Source organism: Pseudomonas sp. NPDC077451, from assembly GCF_044543345.1.
Taxonomy (GTDB): Bacteria; Pseudomonadota; Gammaproteobacteria; order Pseudomonadales; family Pseudomonadaceae; genus Stutzerimonas.
Genome location: NZ_JBITVX010000001.1, coordinates 518,920 through 541,286, shown reverse-complemented (window position 1 = coordinate 541,286; position 22,367 = coordinate 518,920). Strand labels below are relative to the sequence as shown.

The 22,367-nt window shown below is 58.1% G+C and carries 16 protein-coding genes and 1 pseudogene; 3 read left to right on the top strand and 14 right to left on the bottom strand.

Going from position 1 to position 22,367, the window contains the following annotated elements:
• Nucleotides 1-2,277: a type II secretion system secretin GspD gene (gene gspD / locus ACIGHL_RS02585; RefSeq protein ID WP_128119218.1), complete on the top strand. Its 2,277-nt coding sequence runs from the start codon at nucleotides 1-3 to the stop codon at nucleotides 2,275-2,277.
• Nucleotides 2,278-2,392: 115 nt separating this feature from the next.
• Here the strand turns inward: gspD and ACIGHL_RS02580 are convergent, their stop codons facing one another.
• The 14 genes and pseudogenes from ACIGHL_RS02580 to leuC form a co-directional block, all read right to left on the bottom strand.
• Nucleotides 2,393-3,604, bottom strand: a complete 1,212-nt coding sequence (locus ACIGHL_RS02580; RefSeq protein WP_128119217.1) for an O-succinylhomoserine sulfhydrylase — start codon at nucleotides 3,602-3,604, stop codon at nucleotides 2,393-2,395.
• Between the two features lie 48 nt (nucleotides 3,605-3,652).
• Nucleotides 3,653-5,158 (bottom strand): amidophosphoribosyltransferase, encoded by a 1,506-nt coding sequence (purF, locus tag ACIGHL_RS02575; protein ID WP_045426111.1) that lies wholly within the window; start codon nucleotides 5,156-5,158, stop codon nucleotides 3,653-3,655.
• A gap of 84 nt (nucleotides 5,159-5,242) precedes the next feature.
• The gene (locus ACIGHL_RS02570; protein ID WP_128119216.1) at nucleotides 5,243-5,755 is read right to left on the bottom strand and encodes a CvpA family protein; all 513 of its coding nucleotides are present in this window, start codon (nucleotides 5,753-5,755) and stop codon (nucleotides 5,243-5,245) included.
• 116 nt (nucleotides 5,756-5,871) lie between these two features.
• Nucleotides 5,872-6,501: an SPOR domain-containing protein gene (locus tag ACIGHL_RS02565; protein WP_181689947.1), complete on the bottom strand. Its 630-nt coding sequence runs from the start codon at nucleotides 6,499-6,501 to the stop codon at nucleotides 5,872-5,874.
• Nucleotides 6,485-7,789 carry a bifunctional tetrahydrofolate synthase/dihydrofolate synthase gene (gene folC, locus ACIGHL_RS02560; RefSeq protein WP_128119215.1) on the bottom strand — a complete coding sequence of 435 codons (1,305 nt, stop codon included), beginning with the start codon at nucleotides 7,787-7,789 and terminating at the stop codon, nucleotides 6,485-6,487. Before folC ends, ACIGHL_RS02565 begins: the two co-directional genes overlap by 17 nt.
• The gene (gene accD / locus ACIGHL_RS02555) at nucleotides 7,786-8,679 is read right to left on the bottom strand and encodes an acetyl-CoA carboxylase, carboxyltransferase subunit beta (RefSeq protein WP_045426099.1); all 894 of its coding nucleotides are present in this window, start codon (nucleotides 8,677-8,679) and stop codon (nucleotides 7,786-7,788) included. Before accD ends, folC begins: the two co-directional genes overlap by 4 nt.
• 222 nt (nucleotides 8,680-8,901) lie before the next feature.
• A complete protein-coding gene (locus ACIGHL_RS02550) occupies nucleotides 8,902-9,525 on the bottom strand; it encodes a phosphoribosylanthranilate isomerase (RefSeq protein ID WP_128119214.1) in 624 nt (207 codons plus the stop codon).
• Between the two features lie 118 nt (nucleotides 9,526-9,643).
• Entirely contained in the window at nucleotides 9,644-10,513 is an 870-nt protein-coding gene (gene truA, locus ACIGHL_RS02545; protein WP_128119213.1) for a tRNA pseudouridine(38-40) synthase TruA, read from the bottom strand.
• A 2-nt stretch (nucleotides 10,514-10,515) separates the two neighbouring features.
• Complete coding sequence (locus ACIGHL_RS02540; protein WP_128119212.1) at nucleotides 10,516-13,251, bottom strand: motility hub landmark protein FimV; 2,736 nt, start codon at nucleotides 13,249-13,251, stop codon at nucleotides 10,516-10,518.
• A 150-nt stretch (nucleotides 13,252-13,401) separates the two neighbouring features.
• Nucleotides 13,402-13,551 (bottom strand): annotated as a pseudogene (locus ACIGHL_RS02535) (hypothetical protein); the annotation flags it as partial.
• A 193-nt stretch (nucleotides 13,552-13,744) separates the two neighbouring features.
• The gene (asd, locus tag ACIGHL_RS02530; protein ID WP_128119211.1) at nucleotides 13,745-14,857 is read right to left on the bottom strand and encodes an aspartate-semialdehyde dehydrogenase; all 1,113 of its coding nucleotides are present in this window, start codon (nucleotides 14,855-14,857) and stop codon (nucleotides 13,745-13,747) included.
• Between the two features lie 183 nt (nucleotides 14,858-15,040).
• Nucleotides 15,041-16,123 carry a 3-isopropylmalate dehydrogenase gene (leuB, locus tag ACIGHL_RS02525; RefSeq protein WP_128119210.1) on the bottom strand — a complete coding sequence of 361 codons (1,083 nt, stop codon included), beginning with the start codon at nucleotides 16,121-16,123 and terminating at the stop codon, nucleotides 15,041-15,043.
• Between the two features lie 66 nt (nucleotides 16,124-16,189).
• Nucleotides 16,190-16,837 carry a 3-isopropylmalate dehydratase small subunit gene (leuD, locus tag ACIGHL_RS02520; protein WP_128119209.1) on the bottom strand — a complete coding sequence of 216 codons (648 nt, stop codon included), beginning with the start codon at nucleotides 16,835-16,837 and terminating at the stop codon, nucleotides 16,190-16,192.
• Nucleotides 16,838-16,847: 10 nt separating this feature from the next.
• Entirely contained in the window at nucleotides 16,848-18,275 is a 1,428-nt protein-coding gene (gene leuC, locus ACIGHL_RS02515) for a 3-isopropylmalate dehydratase large subunit (protein WP_128119208.1), read from the bottom strand.
• 174 nt (nucleotides 18,276-18,449) lie between these two features.
• Here leuC and ACIGHL_RS02510 point away from each other — a divergent pair, with 174 nt between their 5' ends.
• Both ACIGHL_RS02510 and ACIGHL_RS02505 read left to right on the top strand, forming a co-directional pair.
• The gene (locus ACIGHL_RS02510) at nucleotides 18,450-19,316 is read left to right on the top strand and encodes a LysR family transcriptional regulator (protein ID WP_128119207.1); all 867 of its coding nucleotides are present in this window, start codon (nucleotides 18,450-18,452) and stop codon (nucleotides 19,314-19,316) included.
• A 121-nt stretch (nucleotides 19,317-19,437) separates the two neighbouring features.
• Complete coding sequence (locus tag ACIGHL_RS02505) at nucleotides 19,438-22,332, top strand: GGDEF domain-containing phosphodiesterase (protein ID WP_128119206.1); 2,895 nt, start codon at nucleotides 19,438-19,440, stop codon at nucleotides 22,330-22,332.
• The last annotated feature ends 35 nt before the right edge of the window (nucleotides 22,333-22,367 follow it).

Below are 22,367 nucleotides of genomic sequence, written 5' to 3'. Positions count from 1 at the left end.
ATGCTGCCTTTTTCCTCCCGCCCGCTCATTGCATTGCTCGCCGCCGGTCTGCTCGCCGCCCCCCTGCCCCTGTACGCGGCCGATCCCGGAATCGAACCAAGCGAGACCCAACAGGACGGCTGGACGATCAACCTTAAGGACGCCGACATTCGGGCCTTCATTGACCAGATCAGCCAACTGACCGGACAGACCTTCATCGTTGATCCTCGCGTAAAGGGTCAGGTGAGCGTCGTATCGTCTACGACCCTCTCGCTGGAGGAGGTCTACCAATTGTTCCTGTCGGTCATGGCAACTCACGGCTACAGCGTACTCACGCAGGGTGAGGTCGCCAGAATCGTGCCGAACGCGGAAGCGAAATCGGAGGCCGGTGGCGGCCCGACTGGAGGGGATCTGCTGGAAACCCGCGTCATCCAGGTCCAGCACACATCCGCGACCGAGCTGATCCCACTGATCCGCCCACTGGTTCCACAGTACGGGCATCTCGCTGCGGTCAGCTCGGCGAACGCGTTGATCATCAGCGACCGTAGCGCCAACATCGCACGCATCGAAGAGCTGGTCCGACAGCTCGACCAAGCCCAGAACGACGATTACTCAGTGGTGAATCTGCAATATGGCTGGGCCGTCGACATCGCTGAAGTGCTGCGCAATACCCTGGCACGCGGCGAAGCTAAGGACACCGCAGGTGCGCAGATCATTGCCGATTCGCGCACCAATCGCCTGATCTTCACCGGACCGGAACTGGCGCGCCAGAAGCTGGCCAGCCTGGCCAAGACACTCGATACGCCCAGCACGCGCTCAGCCAATACGCGGGTGATTCGCCTGCGCCACAATGACGCCAAGTCGCTGGCCGAGATGCTCGACGATATTTCCGAAGGCCTCGCCGAACAAGGGGATGGCGAGGTCCAAGGGGGAGCGGGACGTCAGCAGAACATACTCATTCGCGCGGACGAGAGCCTCAACGCACTGGTCATGCTGGCGGAACCCGAACTGATCTCGACTCTCGAATCAATCGTTCGCCAACTCGATGTACCACGGGCGCAGGTGATGGTGGAGGCGGCCATCGTTGAAGTATCCGGCGATATCACCGACGCCCTTGGCGTGCAGTGGGCCGTAGATGCACGAGGCGGCACGGGCGGCGTAGGTGGAGTCAGTTTTGGCAATACAGGCCTTTCCATTGGTACCGTGCTCAACGCCATCAATGACAATGAAATCCCCAACAATCTTCCTGACGGCGCGATCATCGGCGTTGGCACTCGTAGCTTTGGTGCACTGATCACCGCACTTTCCGCCAACAGCAAAAGCAACCTACTCTCCACCCCGAGCTTGTTGACGCTGGACAATCAGGAAGCTGAGATCCTGGTTGGCCAGAACGTGCCGTTCCAAACCGGTACCTACACAACCGACGCTTCCGGCGCGAACAACCCGTTTACGACCATCGAGCGGGAGGACATTGGCGTCACGCTCAAGGTGGTTCCGCATATCAATGAGGGCGCCACGCTACGCCTGGAAATCGAGCAGGAAATCTCCTCGATTGCGCCATCCGCCAGCCTTTCTGCTCAGGCCGTCGACCTGGTCACCAACAAAAGATCCATCAAAAGCACCATCCTCGCTGAGGATGGCCAGGTCATCGTACTGGGTGGATTAATTCAGGACGATGTGACCCGAACCGATTCGAAGGTGCCACTGCTTGGCGACATCCCACTGCTAGGAGCGCTGTTCCGCTCAACGCAGGAAAGTCATATCAAACGCAATTTGATGGTGTTTTTGCGACCGACCGTGATCCGCGACCGCGCAGGTCTGGCAGCATTATCGGGCAAGAAGTACAGCGACATCCGAGTCATCGAAACCAACCCCGGCAGCCCGACCATTCTTCCGGCCACCCCGGAAGGTTTATTCGATGGACAGGGACAACCAGCCCCGGCAATCGACCTGCGCTCCAACGAGCCCGAGCAACGCAGCCGCATGCCCTCTACTCCCGCAACGCAACGTGCACCGCATAGCTTCACACCGCAAACGCAGCCGCCAATCCAGGCGTCCTCTCGCTCAGGCTGGGCAGTGCAACTAGCAAGCCTGCAAAACGGTGACAGTGCTCAGGCGCTGGTGAGCAAGCTACGCGAGGAGGGCTTTGACGCCTACCTGCGCATTACCGGCCGTACGCATCGGGTGTTCGTGGGCCCGATAGACAGTCGCCAGGAGGCCACTCGGATTCGAGAAGAACTGGCGACCGAACAGCGTCTTGACGGTTTCGTGGTGAACTTCGAGCCGGCAAAGGACTGAAGAGCCGGCAAAGGACTGAAATCGCAATTTCAGCCCCCCGACGCCCGCACTGATCCGGGTTTCATAAAAATGACCCTACTCTTAGCGGGGTCATTTTTTGCTCGAGCGTATTGTTTTAGAGCGCCGCCAACCCTCGGGCGAGATCAGCTTGTAGATCAACCACGTCCTCGAGCCCCACTGCCACCCTTATCAAGCTATCGCGAATGCCTGCTTTGGCACGGTCGTCGGCAGAAAGTCGCCCGTGGGTGGTCGAGCCAGGATGGGTGATGGTGGTCTTGCTATCGCCCAGGTTCGCCGTGATGGAAATCAAGCGGGTGGCATCGATGAAACGCCAGGCACCCTCCTTGCCCCCCGCTACCTCAAAGCTCAGCACCGCGCCAAAGTCTTTCTGTTGACGCTTGGCCAATTCGTGTTGAGGGTGGCTGGGCAAGCCTGCGTAGTAGACTTTCTCAATCCCCGGCTGTTGCTCCAGCCACTCGGCTAACGTACGAGCACTGGCGCAATGGGCCTGCATACGCAGGCGCAGCGTTTCCAGGCCCTTGAGAAATATCCAGGCGTTGAACGGGCTGAGCGTTGGTCCTGCGGTGCGCAAAAAGCCCACGACTTCCTTCATCTGCTCCGCACGACCGGCAACCACACCGCCCAGACAACGGCCCTGACCATCTATGTACTTCGTGGCGGAATGAATGACGATGTCAGCACCCAGTGCCAAAGGCTGCTGGAGAACTGGCGTACAGAAACAATTATCCACGGCGAGCATCGCACCATTGCTGTGACACAACGCCGCCAGTTCAGCGATGTCGACCAGCTCAGCCAGCGGGTTGGATGGCGACTCGACGAAGACCAACTTGGTGTTGGGCTTGAATGCCGGCGCCCAGGCTGCAAGCTCGGTAAGCGGTACGTAGTCGACCTCGAGCCCGAAGCGCTTGAGATATTTTTCGAACAACGAAACCGTAGCACCGAAAACGCTGCGCGACACGAGCACATGATCGCCAGCAGAACACAAGCTCATCACCATGGCCAGAATCGCCGACATCCCAGAGGCGGTCGCTACCGCTTGCTCGGCGCCCTCCATAGCAGCGATACGCTCTTCGAACGCTCGCACGGTGGGATTGGTATAGCGTGAATAGACATTACCCGACACCTCACCGGAAAAACGTGAGGCAGCGTCAGCGGCACTTCGGAACACATAGCTGGAGGTGAAGAACAGCGCTTCGCCATGTTCACCCTCAGGCGAGCGGCGCTGGCCCGCTCGAACAGCCAGCGTATCCATGCTCGCACCAGACAAATCACTGTCCAGCCGGCCTGCGTCCCAGTCGGTTGTCATAGTCGTTTTCCACCTTGAACCGAGGCGGCATGGCCGCCAGGTTGACGATCAGTTGTTATAGAGGTCGATTATCGCGCTGCCAGCGACACCCTTGCTCTTGCTGAGGTCATTGCGGGCCTGTTCGATCTTATGCAAATAGACATCATCGATGTCGCCAGTTACATACTTACCGTCAAACACTGCGCAATCGAAGTTCTCTATCTTTACCTTACCGCCACCAACTGCATCGATCAGGTCCGGCAGATCCTGGTAGATCAGCCAGTCGGCGCCTATCAGCTCTGCGACCTCCTCGGTGCTGCGATTGTGCGCGATGAGTTCGTGTGCACTGGGCATGTCGATTCCATAAACGTTCGGGTAGCGAACGGCGGGCGCTGCAGAACAGAAATAGACGTTTTTCGCCCCGGCTTCCCGGGCCATCTGGATGATCTGCTTGCAGGTCGTACCCCGGACAATGGAGTCATCCACGAGCATGACGTTCTTACCGCGGAACTCAAGGTCGATGGCGTTGAGCTTCTGCCGTACCGATTTCTTGCGTGCGGCCTGGCCGGGCATGATGAAGGTCCGGCCGATGTAACGATTCTTGACGAAGCCTTCGCGGAACTTCACGCCCAGTCGGTTGGCAAGTTCCAATGCAGCCGTACGGCTGGTGTCGGGAATTGGAATGACGACGTCAATATCGTGCTCGGGCCGCTCCCGGAGGATCTTGTCGGCCAGCTTCTCGCCCATGCGCAAGCGCGCTTTGTACACGGAAACGCCATCCATCAGCGAGTCTGAACGCGCAAGATAGACATGCTCGAAGATACAAGGCGCGTAGCGCGGATTCGGCGCGCACTGACGGGTGTGCAGCTTGCCATCTGCTGTGATGTATACGGCCTCGCCCGGTGCCAGATCGCGGATCAGCGAGAAGCCCAGCACGTCCAGCGCAACGCTTTCGGAGGCAATCATGTACTCCACACCCTGATCGGTGTGCCGCTGCCCGAACACGATCGGACGGATTGCATGCGGATCGCGGAAGCCAACGATGCCATAGCCGGTCACCATGGCCACCACTGCATAACCACCTACACAACGCTCATGCACCTTGGCCACGGCAGCAAACACATCCTCCTCGGTTGGCTGCAGCTTGCCCCGCACTGCCAGCTCATGGGCGAAGACGTTGAGCAGCACTTCCGAGTCGGAATTGGTGTTTACATGGCGCAGGTCGGACTCGTAAATCTCCTTGGTCAACTGGTCGACGTTGGTCAAGTTGCCGTTATGCGCCAGTGTGATGCCATAAGGCGAGTTCACATAAAACGGCTGTGCTTCCGCGGAGCTAGAGCTGCCCGCGGTGGGGTAACGCACGTGACCGATACCCATGTTGCCCACCAGTCGCTGCATGTGACGCTGCTGAAACACGTCCCGAACCAGCCCGTTGTCCTTGCGCAGAAACAGCTTGCCGCTGTCGCTGGTCACGATTCCGGCTGCGTCCTGCCCACGATGTTGCAGAACGGTAAGCGCGTCATACAACGCCTGATTGACGTTCGACTTACCGACAATGCCGACAATGCCACACATGCAAGGAACCTCTCAGTTGTTACAGGCTGATCCGGACGTCACACAGGTCTTAGCCGTGCAGAGTCCTTCTAAAGATTGCTCGTCTTAGCTTGAAGCATCGAGCGAGCCGGCCACCCACTGACTCCCAAACCCAAGGATTAGGTTCTTCGACCAGTCGGCAACCAACAGAAAATGCGGCAGCAATGTTGACTCTCGCCACCAGGGATCTTGCTGAACAGGGGCGAGGCTGAGAAGACCAACCAACACCACCACCAGCAAGCCCCCTCGAGCTGCCCCGAATACCATTCCAAGGAAGCGATCCGTACCGGAAAGGCCGGTGACGCGCACCAACTCTCCGACGAGAAAATTAACCAGCGCGCCAACTAGTAACGTCACTACGAACAGAATTACGCACGCTGCGATGACTTGAAAGGAAGGTGTGCTGATGAAGCCCGCGAGATGGTGCGAAAGCGCACCACCGAACATCCAGGCGATGACGCCGGCAATGATCCAGGTGAGCAGGGAAAGCGCTTCCTTGACGAAACCGCGTTTCAAACTGATCAGGCTGGAAATGACCACAACGGCGATGAACGCCCAATCGACCCAGGTGAATGCCACAGGGTTTCCTGCAAAGGAGAAAGGCGGCGCATTTTACCAGAGCGCAAGCCAGGGAGTAAGCACCGCGTAGGTGCCCACCCAGCTGCCGCTTAAACGAACTGGAACGCCGTTATATGTCAGCCTTGCTCTGGCTTGAAACGTACAACGAACCCGTCGAGCTTCTGCTGTCGCTGCAATTGGTCCCGCAGACGATTGGCTTCCGCCCGCTCCACCAAAGGCCCCACGAACACCCGGTTCATTCCGTCAGCAGTACGTATGTAGGCGTTGTAGCCTTGAGATCGTAGTGTTTTCTCGAGCTTGTCGGCGTTTTCACGACTGGAAAGACTGGCCAGCTGAACGGACCAACTGACCGGTAGATTGGCCGCGTCCAACCGCTGCTCATCATCCGCTGTCGGCTTGACCGATGGCGGCGGAGCGATTGCCGACTCGGGAGTGACCGGGACAGGCTGTGAACCCACAGGAGCAGGATTGATGGGGTCCGCTGGACTATTGGATTCAGCTACAGGCCCTTCTTCGATAATTTCGTAATTTTCTGGGAACGGATCGACCTCTGGCTCAGGTACCTCTACAGGCTGTGTCTCGATTACCGGTGTAACCGGTGCTTCTGGCATTACGGGCGCATCGACGGCAACCTGCTGGCCGGCATCATCGCGATTGAAAAGCATCGGCACGAATATCACTGCCAGCGCAACAAGCACCAACGCGCCGACGATACGCTGCAACAATCCTCTATCCACCAAGAGCATGCCCTCCACTCGATGCGTGACGATCAAGCCAGGCCAGCGCCTCAGCCACGCAATAAAAAGACCCAAACACCACTATCTCATCGCCCTCGCGCGCCTCATCACATTGCCGTTGGAGCGCCTCGGATATGCCAGTGTAGATAGTGACTGCCTCGCCGCGCTCCATCAATGCCGAACGCAACCCGTCCGCAGAGCGCGAGCGATGGGTGGGCAATGGTGCGACTGCCCAAGCATCAAAAACAGTCGTCAGCGCGTCAATGACGCCCACCAGATCCTTGTCAGCCAAAAGACCAAAAACCGCGAGGCGGCGGCCGGACTTCGACTCCCGAAGGAGCTGCTCAGCCAGATAGGCAGCTGCGTGCGGGTTATGCCCAACGTCTAGCATTACCGAAAGCTCAACGCCGCGGCAGTAGACGGTGCGGCGGTCCAGGCGTCCGGTAACTCGGGTGCTTTGTAGCGCCTCGACAAGTTGCTCAGGCCGCCAAGACGGCTCGAGCAATGCAAACGCCTGTAGCGCGAGCGCAGCATTATCCAGCGGCAGGGTGAGCATCGGCAGATCTAACAGCTCTCGGACGGCGCCTTGGGCGTCTCTGCCACGCCAATGCCAGCAGGTTGCTTCCCTACGCATGTCGAAATCGCGCCCACGGACCATAAGCGGCACAGCGGACCGAGCCGCACTTTCCAGCATCGATTCTGGAGGATCGGCGTCACCACATACCGCGGGCTTTGTAGCACGAAATATCCCGGCCTTTTCAAACGCCACGCTTTCGCGGGTCGTTCCAAGCCATTCGGCATGATCCAAGCCGATATTGGTTACCACAGCCACGTCGGCATCCACGATATTTACCGCGTCGAGCCGCCCACCAAGCCCGACCTCCAATACCACAGCATCAAGCGCCTCACGCTCGAAAAGCCAGAAAGCAGCCAGCGTGCCCATTTCAAAATAAGTGAGAGAAACAGAGCCACGCGCTTGCTCTACCACCTCGAACGCTTCGCACAATGCCTCGTCTGTCGCATCGACTTGGTTGAAACGAACCCGCTCGTTGTAGCGCAACAGATGCGGCGAGCTGTAGACACCCACCGTCTTGCCCTGCCCCGCCAACATTCGAGCAATGAAGGCGCAGGTGGATCCCTTGCCATTGGTACCGGTAACGGTGACGACCTGGCGAGCTGGACGCGTTAGCCCTAGCCTCGCGGCCACCTCTTGGCATCGTTCAAGGCCCATATCAATGGCAACGGGATGCAGCTGTTCAAGGTATCCGAGCCAGTCCTCCAGGCTCCGCTGGGTCATGCGTCAGCCGTGACCAGAGCGGGCTCACCTGGAGTAGGCATTTGCTGCAGCTGAGCCAGAAGACGCGACAGACGAGCGCGCAATTCGGAACGAGGAACGATCAGGTCAATAGCGCCGTGATCAAGCAAGAACTCACTGCGCTGGAACCCTTCCGGTAGCTTTTCGCGCACAGTCTGCTCAATCACACGCGGGCCAGCAAAACCGATGAGCGCTTTGGGCTCCGCGACAATGACATCTCCCAGCATGGCCAGGCTCGCGGATACGCCACCATAAACCGGGTCGGTGAGGACGGAGATAAATGGCAGTCCCTCTTCGCGCATACGAGCCAAGACAGCGGAGGTCTTGGCCATCTGCATCAACGAGATCAGCGCCTCTTGCATACGAGCACCACCGGATGCTGCGAAGCAGACCAGAGGGCAGCGTTGCTCAAGCGCCGCGTTCGCAGCACGCACAAAACGCTCCCCAACTATTGCTCCCATGGAGCCGCCCATGAAGGAAAACTCGAATGCACAGGCTACTACTGGCATATGCATCAAGGTTCCACGCATCGCAATCAGAGCATCCTTTTCCCCGGTTTGTTTCTGCGCAGCGGAGAGGCGATCCTTATACTTTTTGCTGTCCCGGAATTTCAATCGGTCAACAGGCTCGAGGTCTGCAGCTATTTCCTCACGCCCTTCCTTATCAAGGAAGATGTCCAGACGGGTGCGAGCGTCAATCCGCATGTGATGCTGACACTTTGGGCAAACGTCCAGAGTTTTTTCAAGTTCCGGCCGATAGAGGACTGCCTCACACGACGGGCATTTGTGCCACAGCCCTTCGGGCACTGAGCTTTTCTGCGTTTCCGAGCGCATGATCGAGGGGATCAGCTTGTCTACCAGCCAGTTGCTCATGCTTTTATTCTCCACAGCTTGTCAGTCCCGCGCGTAACGTCTGCACGCACCGGCAAATTCATCGTTGCGACCGGTCTCCAATCGGAGCTCACTGCGTCGCGTAAGCGATAGGCCGTAAGGCGCTGTCGCTGAGACTCGAGTCATCGCGCATCAACGGCGATGCATGAATGGCGGCTCGCCAGCACAGCGAACTGTAACTGGACGGCAAACGCCTTAGGTTCGTCACATCGACGCCCTTATCAACCGAACGAATTCCCTCACACAATCGGGATCTTTAATGCCTTTGCTGAGTTCCACTCCACCGCTGACATCGACGGCGAATGGCCGCACTCCGGCCACAGCTTGCTGGACGTTTTGGCACGTGAGCCCTCCAGCGAGTATCAAGGGCTTGGGCAGATCAGCCGGAATCAGTGACCAGTCGAAAACTTCTCCAGTCCCGCCTGGAACGCCTGCAACGAAGGTGTCGAGCAGAATGGCACTGGCTCCAGCATAGCGCGCAGCCTGTCGTCGAACATCCTCGCCTGCCTGGACTCGGAGTGCCTTGTACCAAGGCCGAAAGAACCCTTCGCAGTCGGCAGGTGCTTCGTCACCGTGAAACTGCAGCATGTCCAGCGGCACCGCTTCTAACGTTTCGTTGATCTCGCAACGCGACGCGTTAACGAACAAGCCTACAGTGGTGACGAACGGCGGCAGTGCGGCAACGATTCTCTGCGCCTGCTGAATGCTGACGGCCCGAGGGCTCTTGGCATAGAACACAAGGCCGATTGCGTCCGCCCCGGCATCAGCTGCGACAAGCGCATCCTCGACGCGGGTTATTCCACATATCTTGCTACGAACGATAGGCAACGGCGGACACCTGCAAAAGAAGACCCCGGATGGTAACAAAAGCACCAAAGGCTGCAACCTGCATCGTTCAGCCGGATCAACACCTGCACCGCGCCAGTTTCAGTTTGGACTTTTTACCTCAGCGCGGGAGTGCCCGTACATCCGGCAGACCGGACAGGAAGTGCGGCCCCAAATAGCGTTCAGGTAATTGGAACTGATCGGGATAGTCCACCTGGACGAGATACAGCCCGAAGGGATGAGCCGTCACCCCACCAGTTCGCCTTACGCGCGACTCCAATACGTCCCGCGCCCATGTCACTGGTTGCTCGCCGGCGCCGATTGTCATGAGAACGCCAGCGAAGTTCCGGACCATATGATGCAGAAAAGCGTTGGCACGTACGTCGAGCACAATAAGCCTGCCATGCTGGAGCAATTCAAAATGATGAATCGTCTTGATGGGCGACTTTGCCTGACATTGGCGCGCCCGAAATGCGCTGAAGTCATGAGTTCCGATGAAGGTTTTCGCCGCTTCACGCATTAGTGCGACATCCAGGGGACGGTGATTCCAGGTCACCTCCTCTGCTAGGTGAGCAGGCCGGATATGATCGTTGTAAATCACGTAACGGTAACGGCGGGCCATGGCACTGAACCGTGCATCGAAGCTGCTCGGCATTTCCTTGGCCCAGGTGACGCTGATATCGTTGGGCAGGTTTTGATTCGCACCCATCACCCAGGCGTGCATGGATCGTTTTACCGGCGTATCGAAATGCACGACCTGGGCACACGCATGAACGAGCGCATCGGTACGTCCAGCACAACTCAACGTGACCGGATGCCCTCCGGCGACCTTGCTCAAGGCGTCTTCTAAAGACAGCTGAATGGAGGGTACGCCGTCACGCTGCCTTTGGAAGCCACGATACCGGGCGCCTTTATATTCAACCCCGAGGGCAATTCTGAAAACGTCAGCGGCAGCCGATGAGGCTGCCGCTTGGTGTACTGCTTCGATCATAGTCAGGCTAGTTTAGCGAGCATCTCTCGCGCTTCTTGCTGCTGGTTGTCACTTCCCTCGCTCATGACCTCGTCAAGAATATCGCGAGCGCCCTCGGCATCGCCCATATCGATGTAGGCCCGCGCAAGGTCCAGCTTGGTGGTGGTTTCGTCGGTATCGGCAAAGAAGTCGAAATCATCATCCAGCGCCTCAGCCGAAGACGCGCTCGGTTCAACTGCGCTTTCCGTCACTACTGGCGATGGATCAAGCGTCTCATTGAAATCCCGTGAAAGATCCTCAAGCTCGGCTTCGACCACTCCCACCTCTGAAGAGAACGCTTCCGGCGCCGACTCTGCAACAGGCTCGTCATCCAATGAAAGATCAAATTCGTCAGGCATACCAGCAGGCTGCAGAGGATCAGCAAGCCCAAAGTCAAACTCTTCCACCGGCTCGGGTGATGCTGCCTTCGTGTCATCCTCTAGACCCAGCATCAGATCGTCGCCGCGAGCGGGACTGGTCAATTGCTCGTCAAGGTCAAGAGAGTAGCCGGCCAGTTCATCATCCATGGATTCATTGCCGGCTGTCGCTGGCTCGTCCAGATCGAAAGAAAAATCCTCGGCAGCTTGCTCCTGGCCTGCCGCATCGAGACTGAACTCTTCAAAGTTGACTTCATCCAGCTCCGCGGTGGCTTCGCTAGCTGGCGCTACGGGTGCAACCGCCAGGTCCTCGTCCAGCTCGAGATCATCGAGGTTCAGATCGAAGTCATCGTCCGCCTTTTGCTCCGTCACAGGGGCTGGCTCTTCCAGCTCGAGGTCATCCAGACTGAAGGTGTCAAAATCATCGCTTGTAGCGGCAGAGGCAGCCGCAGCACCAAAACCGGCCGCCGCCATCGCCGGATAACGCGCCTTTGTCTGCTCGATCTCCGCAAACGAACCACCTATTTCGCGAAGCTCAGCCTCTTGCCGCGCGAATCCATCTCGATCGCCCAGTTCGGCATAGACCTCCATGAGCTTCAGCCGCAGGTCGCTACGCTGCGGCTCGTCGTTCAACGCGTTCTGTAGCAGTTCGGCAGCCTGATTAAAACGACCGTAAGCAATATAGATATCCGCCTCGGCCAAGGGATCATTACCCGCGCCAGCAAGCGAATCTGCTGATACCTGTTCAGCATCGTGCGCGGCGCCTAGATCGGCCGAATCGCTCTCAGACGACTCCAGCTCCCCCTGAGCGACATAAAAATTATCAGTCGAATTGTCGGCAAGAAGGCTTTCCTGCAGTTCGGCCTCTTTCATCGCGTTACGACGTGACAGCACCATTAATCCGACCAGCAACAGCAGCAACGCGCTGCCGCCCAGAACGCCGAGCAGAACGGGACTGGCCAACAACTCGTCGATGTAGCCATCGGTCTCTGGATCTTGCGGAGCGACAACCGGCGCGGCCGGCGAAACAGGCGCCTGCTCGGCCGGCTTAGAAGGCTCTATGGCTTCGCCCTGAGGAGCCTGCGACGCTGCGTCCGGGCCAGCATCGGCCCCAGCGCCAAGTTGAGGATCCGCTTCAGTCGCGTCGGGCGCAAGCTCAGCGCTGGTGCCTGCCTCGTCGACCGAAGGGGTCAGGGGCGCAGCGACACCTGCCCCTGCTTCCGTCCCAGCCGCGAGCTGAGCCTGCAATTTTGCTAACTGGTCGTCTTTCAGTTGCATCAGACGCTGCAGCTTGTCCAGCTGCCCCTGCAGGTCGTTGAGACGATCCTTTAGGTCGAGATTTTCGCGACGGCTGGAATCGAGGCTCTCTTCGCTAACAGCTAGCTTGTCGCGCAATGCGGCCGCATCACCACCAGCCCCTTCATCACTTCCAATGGTTGACTTGCCAGGTTCTGGGGCAACTAGCCGGAGATTGTCACCCTGGTCGCTGCGCGACGGCGCAGCACCTGCCGAGCCACGCTGAGTGGCGTCGAGCTGACGAGCAGCAGGTGCTGCCGAGCCTGAAGCCTGGCGCCAGCTCGCGTTCTGCTGCGCGACCTGCTGAATCGCCTCGGCTTGCGAACGACTGCCAATTTGCTCGGCGTTAGGAAGACGGAGCACCTGACCATTCTTCATGCGGTTGATGTTATTGCCAATAAAGGCGTTGGGATTAAGATCCTGAATGGCCAACATTGTTTGATGGACCGTGCCGCCCTGGCGTGCACGCTCAGCAATCTCCCACAGCGTGTCGTTAGGCGTGACCTTGTACTGGTCGCTTGACGACGCAGCGCTGGAGGCGGACGAGGAAGCAGGTCGTGTCGCGACTTGCGGGGCTGCCGCAGGCCGGGAAATCGGAGCAGCAACAGGCAGTTGCGGCGCGACCGAAGCGGCAATCTCCGGCGAGTAAAGTGGTGGGTCCAGAAGCAACGTGTACTCACGCAGGAGCCGCCCGCTTGGCCAGAGCACTTCGATCAGGAAATTTAGATAGGGTTCGCGAACCGGTTTGGTCGAAGACACCCGAATGACGCTTTTGCCGTCTGGGCGCAAAATCGGGGTAAAAGTCAGGTCCGTCAGGAAGTATTGGCGATCGACACCTGCCCGATTGAAGTCTTCAGCGGACGCCAGAACCGGCACAACTTCACCGGGCGCTAACGTTTTCGCGTCCAGCAGTTCGATTTCAGCCACCAGCGGTTGATTCAGCGAGGACTTCAGCGTGACCTCGCCCAAACCCAGCGCATAAGCCATTTCGGAAGTCAGCGCGGTAGCAGCCGCGATTGCCAGCACCAGATTGCGAACCCGAACCATTGTGTAAATCCTTGTTTTTTAACTTTTCTCGGATCTTCGAGAGGGTCTTATAGTCACTGCCTGCGCCCGCCAGGTGGCGGTCCCCGTCAGCGATAAGCCTAAACAGCGTTGTTAGCTAGAATAATTCTTCGAACTTCCAGCAAGTATCTTTTACAGATAGTGTTTTATCAACAACTCACCAGACCAGGCAGCGTTGCCCACTACGCCTTTTCGCACGTTATCAGACCCAATCCACAAATTAGCTCCGCGAGCTTCAAGCAAGTCGCAACTGCTGGCGACCCGCGCTCGCCGAGTGCCGACTTTTCAAACCACCTAAAGCGCATCACTGTAGCGGAAAGTATTCTTGACACTGAACATTCGAGACTTAACCCGACGAAATACCAGAGAAACGCCACCTCGGCCATGCCAGCCCGCATGAGTCTCGGTGGGGTTCGGCACAAAAAAAGCGCCGCGGGGGTTGCCGAGGCGCTTCTGGTATCGCTTTTGTCTAGGATTAGCGCTCTAGGAGAATGCGCAACATGCGGCGTAACGGCTCGGCCGCCCCCCACAGCAGCTGATCGCCTACGGTAAATGCACCGAGATAATGCGAACCCATGTTCAGCTTGCGCAGGCGGCCGACCGGGACACTCAATGTTCCAGTCACCGAAGTCGGACTCAGCTCCTGCATGCTTGTGTCACGATGGTTCGGAACAAGCTTTACCCAAGGGTTGTGCTGGCTAATCATGCCTTCGATATCGGAGATAGGCACGTCCTTGTTCAGCTTGATGGTCAACGCTTGGCTGTGGCAACGCATGGCGCCGACACGAACACAAATACCATCCACCGGAATCGGGCTTTTGAATCGACCCAGGATCTTGTTGGTTTCCGCCTGGGCCTTCCATTCTTCGCGGCTCTGCCCGTTCGGTAGTTCCTTGTCGATGTAAGGGATCAAGCTACCGGCCAGTGGAACGCCGAAGTTATCGACCGGGAACGCCTCCGAGCGCTGGCATTCGGCAACTTTTCGATCGATGTCCAGAATGGCGCTAGCCGGGTCGGCAAGCTCGTCAGCGACCGAAGCATTGATGCTACCCATCTGTTTGATCAGCTCGCGCATGTTCTGCGCACCGGCACCAGACGCAGCCTGATAAGTCATCGCACTCATCCAATCGACCAGCCCATGCTCGAACAGACCACCAAGCCCCATCAGCATCAAGCTGACGGTGCAATTGCCACCGATATAGTTGAGTGTGCCAGCATCCAGCTGATGGTCGATGACCTTGCGGTTCACCGGGTCCAACACGATAACCGCGTCGTCGTGCATGCGCAGCGTGGAAGCCGCATCGATCCAGTAACCCTTCCAGCCCGCCTCACGCAGCTTCGGGAAGACTTCACTGGTGTAGTCACCACCTTGGCAAGTGAGAATTACATCGAGAGTTTTCAGCTCGTCGATGCTGTAGGCATCCTTCAGCGGCGCTATTTCCTTGCCGATCGAAGGACCCTGACCGCCGACGTTGGAGGTGGTAAAGAACACCGGCTCGATCAGGTCGAAATCCCGCTCCTCCAGCATCCGCTGCATGAGCACGGAACCAACCATACCGCGCCAACCGATCAGACCTACACGTTTCATCGCAACTACACCTATATATGTGGCCCGCGTGACAGGCCGTCGATAAACAAAGACGCTTTCGGGTTCGAAAGCGCGGGCGCGTTGTTCCTACACAGCAAACACCACGCCTCGCACTACTCGGCGTTTCCGCCTAGCCGTCGCCCACTAGCGCTATCAACGGCCGGTGCAATGGGGCCAGAGAGATTACAACTTCGCGAGCGCCGCGACTACCGCATCGCCCATCACCTGAGTATTCGCTTTTTCACAACCTTCGGACCAGATATCACCTGTGCGCAATCCCTGGTCTAGCACGTTGCTGACTGCCTTCTCGATCGCATCTGCGGCAGCGACCTGGTTGAAGCTGTAGCGAAGCATCATCGACACCGAGAGAATCGTTGCCAGCGGATTGGCGATACCCTTGCCAGCTATATCCGGCGCTGAACCATGGCAAGGCTCGAACATGCCTTTGTTGTTCGAGTCGAGAGAAGCAGAAGGCAGCATGCCGATCGAGCCGGTCAACATGGAAGCTTCGTCCGACAGAATGTCGCCGAACATGTTGTCGGTGACGATCACGTCGAACTGCTTCGGCGCGCGTACCAACTGCATCGCTGCGTTGTCGACATACATATGGCTAAGCTCTACATCGGGATAGTCCTCGCCGACCTCCTCCACAACAGCGCGCCACAGCTGACTGGATGCCAGTACGTTCGCCTTGTCCACCGAGCAGAGCTTCTTGCCTCGAACAAGAGCCATGTCGAAACCGACCTTGGCTATGCGGCGAATCTCGCTTTCGCTGTAGGGCAGCGTATCGAACGCCATACGCTCGCCATTTTCCAGCACTTTGCTCTCACGGGGCTGACCGAAATAGATGCCGCCAGTCAGCTCCCGGACGATGAGAATATCCAGACCGGATACGATCTCCGGCTTCAGACTAGAGGCGGCCGCCAGCTGCGGGTACAGCAACGCCGGGCGCAGATTCCCGAAGAGGCCCAGCTGGGAGCGAATTTTCAACAAGCCACGCTCGGGGCGGATGGCCGGATCAATGGCGTCCCACTTCGGCCCGCCAACCGCGCCCAGCAGAATGGCATCCGCTGCACGAGCACGCTCCAGCGTCTCGTCAGCCAGTGGTACGCCGTATTTATCGACCGCCGCGCCACCCAGCTCGTCATAGCTCAACTCGAAATCGAGTTGAAACTTGCTGTTGGCCAGCTCCAGCACCTTGACCGCTTCGGCCATGATTTCAGGGCCGATACCGTCGCCCGGAAGAATTAAAATCTGTTTGGACATTGAAGGATTTCCCTTTGGAATAACTGAAAGCTGCGAGTAACTTGCCTGTGTTCGCCGCTTCTTTATTTACTTAATAGCGCCAAACAGCCAGGGCTGCTTCTGTTGATGACGGGTTTCAAATGTCTTGATGGCCTCAGCGTCTTGCAGAGTGAGGCCGATATCATCCAAGCCGTTAAGCAGGCAGTGCTTGCGAAATGCATCGACGTCGAAGCTGTACTGAACACCGTCCGGACGGGTAACTGCCTGAGCAGCAAGGTCTACAGTGAGCTGATAACCCTCACTGGCCTCTGCCTGTTCGAACAGTTCGTCGACCTCTTCTTCCTTCAGGACGATCGGCAGCAGGCCATTCTTGAAGCTGTTGTTGTAGAAGATGTCGGCAAAGCTCGGCGCGATGATCGCCCGGAAGCCATATTCTTCCAGCGCCCAGGGCGCGTGCTCACGGGATGAACCGCAACCGAAGTTCTCACGCGCAAGCAGGACGCTAGCCCCCTGATAACGAGGAAAATTCAACACGAAATCCTGGTTCACAGGGCGAGCCGAACAATCCTGGTTGGGCTGCCCAACGTCCAGATAGCGCCACTCATCGAACAGATTGGGTCCGAAACCGGTGCGTTTGATCGACTTGAGAAACTGCTTGGGGATGATCTGATCGGTGTCGACGTTGGCGCGGTCGAGCGGCGCGACGAGACCGGTATGCTGGGTAAATGCTCTCATGGTGGTCTCCTCAGGCCTGCATCAATTCACGAACGTCTACGAAACGACCAGTCACCGCAGCCGCGGCCGCCATTGCCGGGCTCACCAGATGCGTCCTGCCACCGGCACCCTGCCGACCCTCGAAGTTGCGGTTGGAGGTGGACGCGCAGTGCTCGCCACTGCCCAGCTTGTCCGGGTTCATCGCCAGACACATGGAGCAGCCCGGCTCGCGCCATTCAAAGCCTGCCTCAAGGAAGATCTTGTCCAGCCCCTCCTCCTCGGCCTGCCGCTTGACCAGCCCGGACCCCGGCACCACCATCGCCTGCTTGACCGTTGCGGCAACCTTACGACCCTTCGCCACTTCCGCTGCGGCGCGCAGGTCTTCGATCCGGGAGTTGGTGCAAGAACCGATGAAAACGCGATCGAGTTGAATGTCAGTAATCGGTTGGTTGGCTTGCAACCCCATGTACTTCAACGCGCGAGTAATGGAGTCACGCTTGACTGGGTCAGCTTCGACAGCCGGATCCGGCACGTTCTGGTCAACCGCCAGCACCATTTCAGGTGAAGTACCCCAGCTAACCTGTGGCTTAATGTCTTCGGCATTCAACTCCACGACCGTGTCAAAAACGGCGTCTTCGTCGGAAACCAGCGTCTTCCAGAGTTCGACAGCCCGCTCCCAATCGGCGCCTTTGGGCGCAAAGGGCCTACCTTCCACATAATCGATGGTTTTCTCGTCTGCAGCTACCATCCCAACGCGCGCCCCGGCCTCGATGGACATATTGCAGATGGTCATGCGCCCTTCCATCGAAAGGTCACGGATGGCACTGCCAGCGAACTCCAGCGCATGACCGTTGCCACCGGCCGTACCGATCTTGCCGATCACGGCCAAAACGATGTCTTTGGCGGTCACGCCAAAGGGCAGCTTGCCCTCGACCCGCACCTGCATGTTCTTCATTTTTTTAGCGACCAGGCACTGCGTGGCGAGTACATGCTCGACCTCCGAAGTGCCAATGCCATGGGCCAGTGCAGCGAAAGCGCCATGCGTAGAGGTGTGCGAGTCGCCGCAGACCACTGTCATCCCCGGCAGGGTTGCGCCCTGCTCTGGGCCGATCACATGAACGATGCCCTGACGAACGTCGTTCATCTTGAACTCAAGAATGCCAAAGTCATCGCAGTTCTCGTCCAAAGTCTGCACCTGGATACGGGAAACCTCATCGGCAATCGCTTCCAGGCCGCCCTGACGCTCGCCCTTGGTAGTCGGCACGTTGTGATCCGGGGTGGCAATGTTGGCATCGATGCGCCATGGCTTTCGCCCGGCCAGGCGAAGCCCTTCGAACGCTTGCGGTGAGGTCACTTCGTGCAGGATATGACGGTCGATATAAATCAGTGACGAGCCATCATCGCGACGCTTGACCTCGTGCATTTCCCAGAGCTTGTCGTAGAGCGTTTTGCCGGCCATCGGACTTTCCTCATCAGTGCGTTGGGCAATAGCCCTTTTGCTTATGAGGGCATGCTAGGGACTTACAATGGATTACTCAAATTCATATTTTTCATCTTACTCATTCCTTGCTGGAATGCAGACACCTATCCTTAGGCCTATAACGTCTGTCAGAAACGATGACCGGAGCCAGCCATGGACCTCGCCAGCCTTAACGCTTTTATAGCAATCGCCGAGATGGGCAGCTTCTCCCTCGCCGCTGAGCGTCTGCATCTGACTCAGCCAGCCGTGAGCAAGCGCTTGGCTTCGCTGGAATCACAGCTGAGCGTGCGACTGTTTGATCGGCTTGGTCGGGAGATCGGGCTGACTGAAGCTGGCCGCGCGCTGCTACCTCGCGCTTATCAGATCCTCAACGTGCTGGACGATACCCGTCGTGCACTGACCAACCTCAACGGCGACGTCAGCGGACAACTAAGTCTGGCCACCAGTCACCACATCGGGCTGCATCGTCTACCACCGTTGCTGAGAGCATTCACGCGTGCCTATCCGAAGGTGAATTTGGATATTCGTTTCCTTGATTCGGAGGTCGCTTACGATGAAGTTCTGCACGGCCGAGCCGAACTGGCCGTAATCACGCTGGCACCGCAGACTGCATCGCCGATTCGCGCGGTCAAGGTCTGGGACGATCCACTGGACTTCGTCGTCGCCCCCGAACACCCGCTAGCCCAGAAGCCTGACATAACGCTGGCCGACGTCGCCGGCTTCCCCGCGGTATTTCCAGGCGGCAACACGTTCACCCATCACATCGCCCACCGGCTGTTCGAACGTGAGAGGCTGACGCCCAACATCACGATGAGCACCAATTACATGGAGACGATCAAGATGATGGTTTCGATTGGGATCGCCTGGAGTGTGTTGCCCCGCACGATGCTTGATGATCAGGTCGTACGATTGCCCCTCTCGGGCATTCAACTGGCGAGGGAGCTCGGCTACATCATCCATACCGAGCGCACTCTGTCCAACGCGGCAAAGGCCTTCATGTCGTTGCTGGAGGCCGACTAAGCGCACTTGCACTTTGCCATTAGCTACGGATAAGTTCGCGGGACAACAACAAGATCCAAGAGAGCCATGAGCATCGCATACCGTCGAAACATCACGCAGACCCAGCTCTTCGAGGCCGCTCATGTTGCCGCCTGATAACACGGCCAATGCCTCCCCAAGCGGCGCACCACAACCATGGCAGGACGTTGCGCGCCTATTATCGATGCTTGACGGTGCAGGGCTCGGCCTGTGGTCCTGGAATGTTCAACGCGGCGCCATGCATTGGTCCCTTGGCACGGGGAAGCTGTTCGGCCTGAGCGCGCCGCTCTTAGAGCTTTCTCCAGATCGGTATCTCGAACTCATCGTCCCTGAAGACCGGCCGCATATCCAGACTGCAGTATGTTCGATGCTCACTGGCGCCGAATCACGATTCAGCTTCCGCCATCGCGTCTGCTGGCCAGATGCTAGCGTGCGATGGCTTGAAATCGATGGGCAACGACAGGTCAATGAGGATGGGCAGACGGTACTGGTGGGCGTCATCCGCGATATCACCGACCGCCACATTCAGGCGCAGGCGCTTGAAGACAGCCAAGAACGCCTTGAGCTGGCACTCGCCTCCGCAGAGCTGGGCAACTGGGAATGGCACATTCCAAGCGACCGGCTCTATGCCTCTTCCAGGGCATCCGAGCTGCAAGGTCTGGTAGAAGGCCCATTCGATGGATCGTTTCGTGAGTTTTTCCGCAGCGTCGCTGCGAACGACCGCAAGACCATGCGGGCGGCATACAGCGACCTCCTCGCCGGGCGTCGGCAAACCTATCAGGCCACGTACCAGGCCAACCATCCAGACGGCACGATTCGGCACCTCGAAAGCACCGCCAAGCTCTACCGAGACGAGCGTGGCACGCCCTTGCGCATGGCCGGAATTATCATCGACGCCACCGAACGGGTCTTACGTGCGCAACACCTGGCGGCGTCGGAAGCGAAGTTCTCAGCTTTGTTTCAAGGCAGTCCAGACCCGATCTCCCTGTCCCGCATCCGCGACGGAGTTTTCATGGAGATCAACCCGAGCTTTAGCGTGGTGTTCGGCTGGGAGAGTGCCGATGTCGTCGGCCGATCTGCTCCGGAAATCGGCATATGGCAGGACGAACGGCAGCGAAAATATCTGTTCGAGCAACTGATGCGTGATCAGCGGCTGGAGAACGCCGAGGCACAGTTCCGCACCAGGACAGGACAGTTCGTGACTTGCGTGGTTTCCAGCCGGTTCATCCGAGTCGACCGCCGCCTGTGCATCGTCACCACTTTTCGTGACATTACCAAACGACAACAGGCCGAGGCGGCGCTGAAGGCCAGCGAGGTTAAATTCGCCAAGGCATTCCATTCGAGCCCTGACGCCATCATCATCAGCGAGCGCGGCACTGGACGATTCATCGAGGTTAACGAAGGCTTCCAACGCCTCTCAGGCTACAGTCCCGAAGAAGCCATCGGCAGAACCTCATACGAATTGGGCGTCTGGCCCAGCACGCAGCGCCAGGAAATTCTCGAACGGCTCGAACGTGACGGCCGGGTGACGAACTGGGAGATGGTCGGCCAGGATCGTCACGGTCGTTTAAAGCACATTGAAGTGTCGGTAGAGCCTATCGTGCTGAACAACACAGACTGTCTGCTGTTATCCGCACGGGACATCAGCCAACTCAAGGCCGCCCACGCGCAAATTCACCACCTGGCCTATCACGACCCGTTGACTAACCTGCCTAACCGAACGCTGCTGATGGATCGCCTAACTCAGCAGACGGCGTTGCATAAACGCCACAAGCTGCGTGGCGCCCTACTGTTTCTCGACCTCGACCATTTCAAACACATCAACGACTCGCTTGGACATCCGGTCGGTGACGCTGTATTGAAGATGATCACTGCCCGCCTCGAGGCCAGCATCCGACAGGAGGACACCGTAGCCCGCCTGGGTGGCGACGAATTCGTTGTGCTACTCACTGGTTTGACTGGCAAGCGCTCGGAGGTGACCCGCCATGTCCGCCAGGTTGCCGAAAAACTTCGCACCCTTCTCGCCGAGCCTATGGTGTTCGAAGGCAACAGGCTGCAGGTAACGCCCAGTATCGGCATCGCCTTGATGCCTGATCACGGCGAGACGCCTGCCGATCTGCTGAAGCGCGCCGACATTGCGCTCTACCGGGCAAAGGACGCCGGACGCAATGCGATTCAGCTGTTCCGCACCACAATGCAACAAGCCGCCAGTGCACGCCTGCAGCTTGAGAGCGAACTGCGTCTTGCGCTGCAGCGCAACGAATTCGAGTTGTACCTTCAACCACAGGTCGACGCGCGCTCCGCCAGGGTGATAGGCGCCGAGGTCCTGTTGCGCTGGCATCACCCGGTGGATGGCGTGCGTTCTCCTGCCCAGTTTATCGACGTGCTCGAAGAAAGCGGCCTGATTGTCGAAGTGGGCAATTGGGTCATCAGGGAGGCGTGTCGCATCGCCGCATCGCTCTTGGTCGACGGCGTCGTTGATTCGGACAGCTTCAGCCTCTGCGTCAACATCAGTCCACGGCAGTTCCGCCAGAGTGATTTCGTCGAGCGGGTTCTCGAAGCGCTCAAAGCCGTTAGCCTCCCGCACGCGATGATCAAGCTGGAAATCACCGAAGGCATCGTTATCCAGAACCTGGACGACACCATTGCCAAGATGCGCCGCCTCTGCCGACAGGGCGTGAGCTTCGCCATGGACGATTTCGGCACCGGCTATTCTTCCCTCACCTACCTGAAGCGGCTACCAGTCGATGTCCTTAAGATCGACCAGTCCTTCGTTCGCGATGCACTGGATGATCCAAACGACGCCGAGATCATTCGCGCCATCGTCGCAATGGCTCGAAGTCTAAGGCTGGAAGTGATTGCCGAAGGGGTCGAACAACAGGCGCAGCTTGAGCTGCTCCAAGCGCAAGGCTGTCACCTGTATCAGGGATATCTCTTCAGCCGCCCTATTCCACCGGCAGATTTCGGAGAACTGCTCAAAACTCATTCACTCAGCTGAAAGGCGTTGCCAGAAAACGAAAACCCCGCCGTGCG

What these genes read in the sequence shown, in the direction of transcription:
- asd (WP_128119211.1), bottom strand. Translation starts at nt 14,857, where the DNA reads ATGAAACGTGTAGGTCTGATCGGTTGGCGCGGTATGGTTGGTTCCGTG.
- folC (WP_128119215.1), bottom strand. Translation starts at nt 7,789, where the DNA reads ATGACCCAGCGGAGCCTGGAGGACTGGCTCGGATACCTTGAACAGCTG.
- ACIGHL_RS02565 (WP_181689947.1), bottom strand. Translation starts at nt 6,501, where the DNA reads ATGCTCTTGGTGGATAGAGGATTGTTGCAGCGTATCGTCGGCGCGTTG.
- leuC (WP_128119208.1), bottom strand. Translation starts at nt 18,275, where the DNA reads ATGGCCGGCAAAACGCTCTACGACAAGCTCTGGGAAATGCACGAGGTC.
- leuD (WP_128119209.1), bottom strand. Translation starts at nt 16,837, where the DNA reads ATGAGAGCATTTACCCAGCATACCGGTCTCGTCGCGCCGCTCGACCGC.
- purF (WP_045426111.1), bottom strand. Translation starts at nt 5,158, where the DNA reads ATGTGTGGCATTGTCGGCATTGTCGGTAAGTCGAACGTCAATCAGGCG.
- ACIGHL_RS02580 (WP_128119217.1), bottom strand. Translation starts at nt 3,604, where the DNA reads ATGACAACCGACTGGGACGCAGGCCGGCTGGACAGTGATTTGTCTGGT.
- gspD (WP_128119218.1), top strand. Translation starts at nt 1, where the DNA reads ATGCTGCCTTTTTCCTCCCGCCCGCTCATTGCATTGCTCGCCGCCGGT.
- leuB (WP_128119210.1), bottom strand. Translation starts at nt 16,123, where the DNA reads ATGTCCAAACAGATTTTAATTCTTCCGGGCGACGGTATCGGCCCTGAA.
- accD (WP_045426099.1), bottom strand. Translation starts at nt 8,679, where the DNA reads ATGAGCAACTGGCTGGTAGACAAGCTGATCCCCTCGATCATGCGCTCG.
- ACIGHL_RS02505 (WP_128119206.1), top strand. Translation starts at nt 19,438, where the DNA reads ATGTTGCCGCCTGATAACACGGCCAATGCCTCCCCAAGCGGCGCACCA.
- truA (WP_128119213.1), bottom strand. Translation starts at nt 10,513, where the DNA reads ATGATCGAAGCAGTACACCAAGCGGCAGCCTCATCGGCTGCCGCTGAC.
- ACIGHL_RS02510 (WP_128119207.1), top strand. Translation starts at nt 18,450, where the DNA reads ATGGACCTCGCCAGCCTTAACGCTTTTATAGCAATCGCCGAGATGGGC.
- ACIGHL_RS02540 (WP_128119212.1), bottom strand. Translation starts at nt 13,251, where the DNA reads ATGGTTCGGGTTCGCAATCTGGTGCTGGCAATCGCGGCTGCTACCGCG.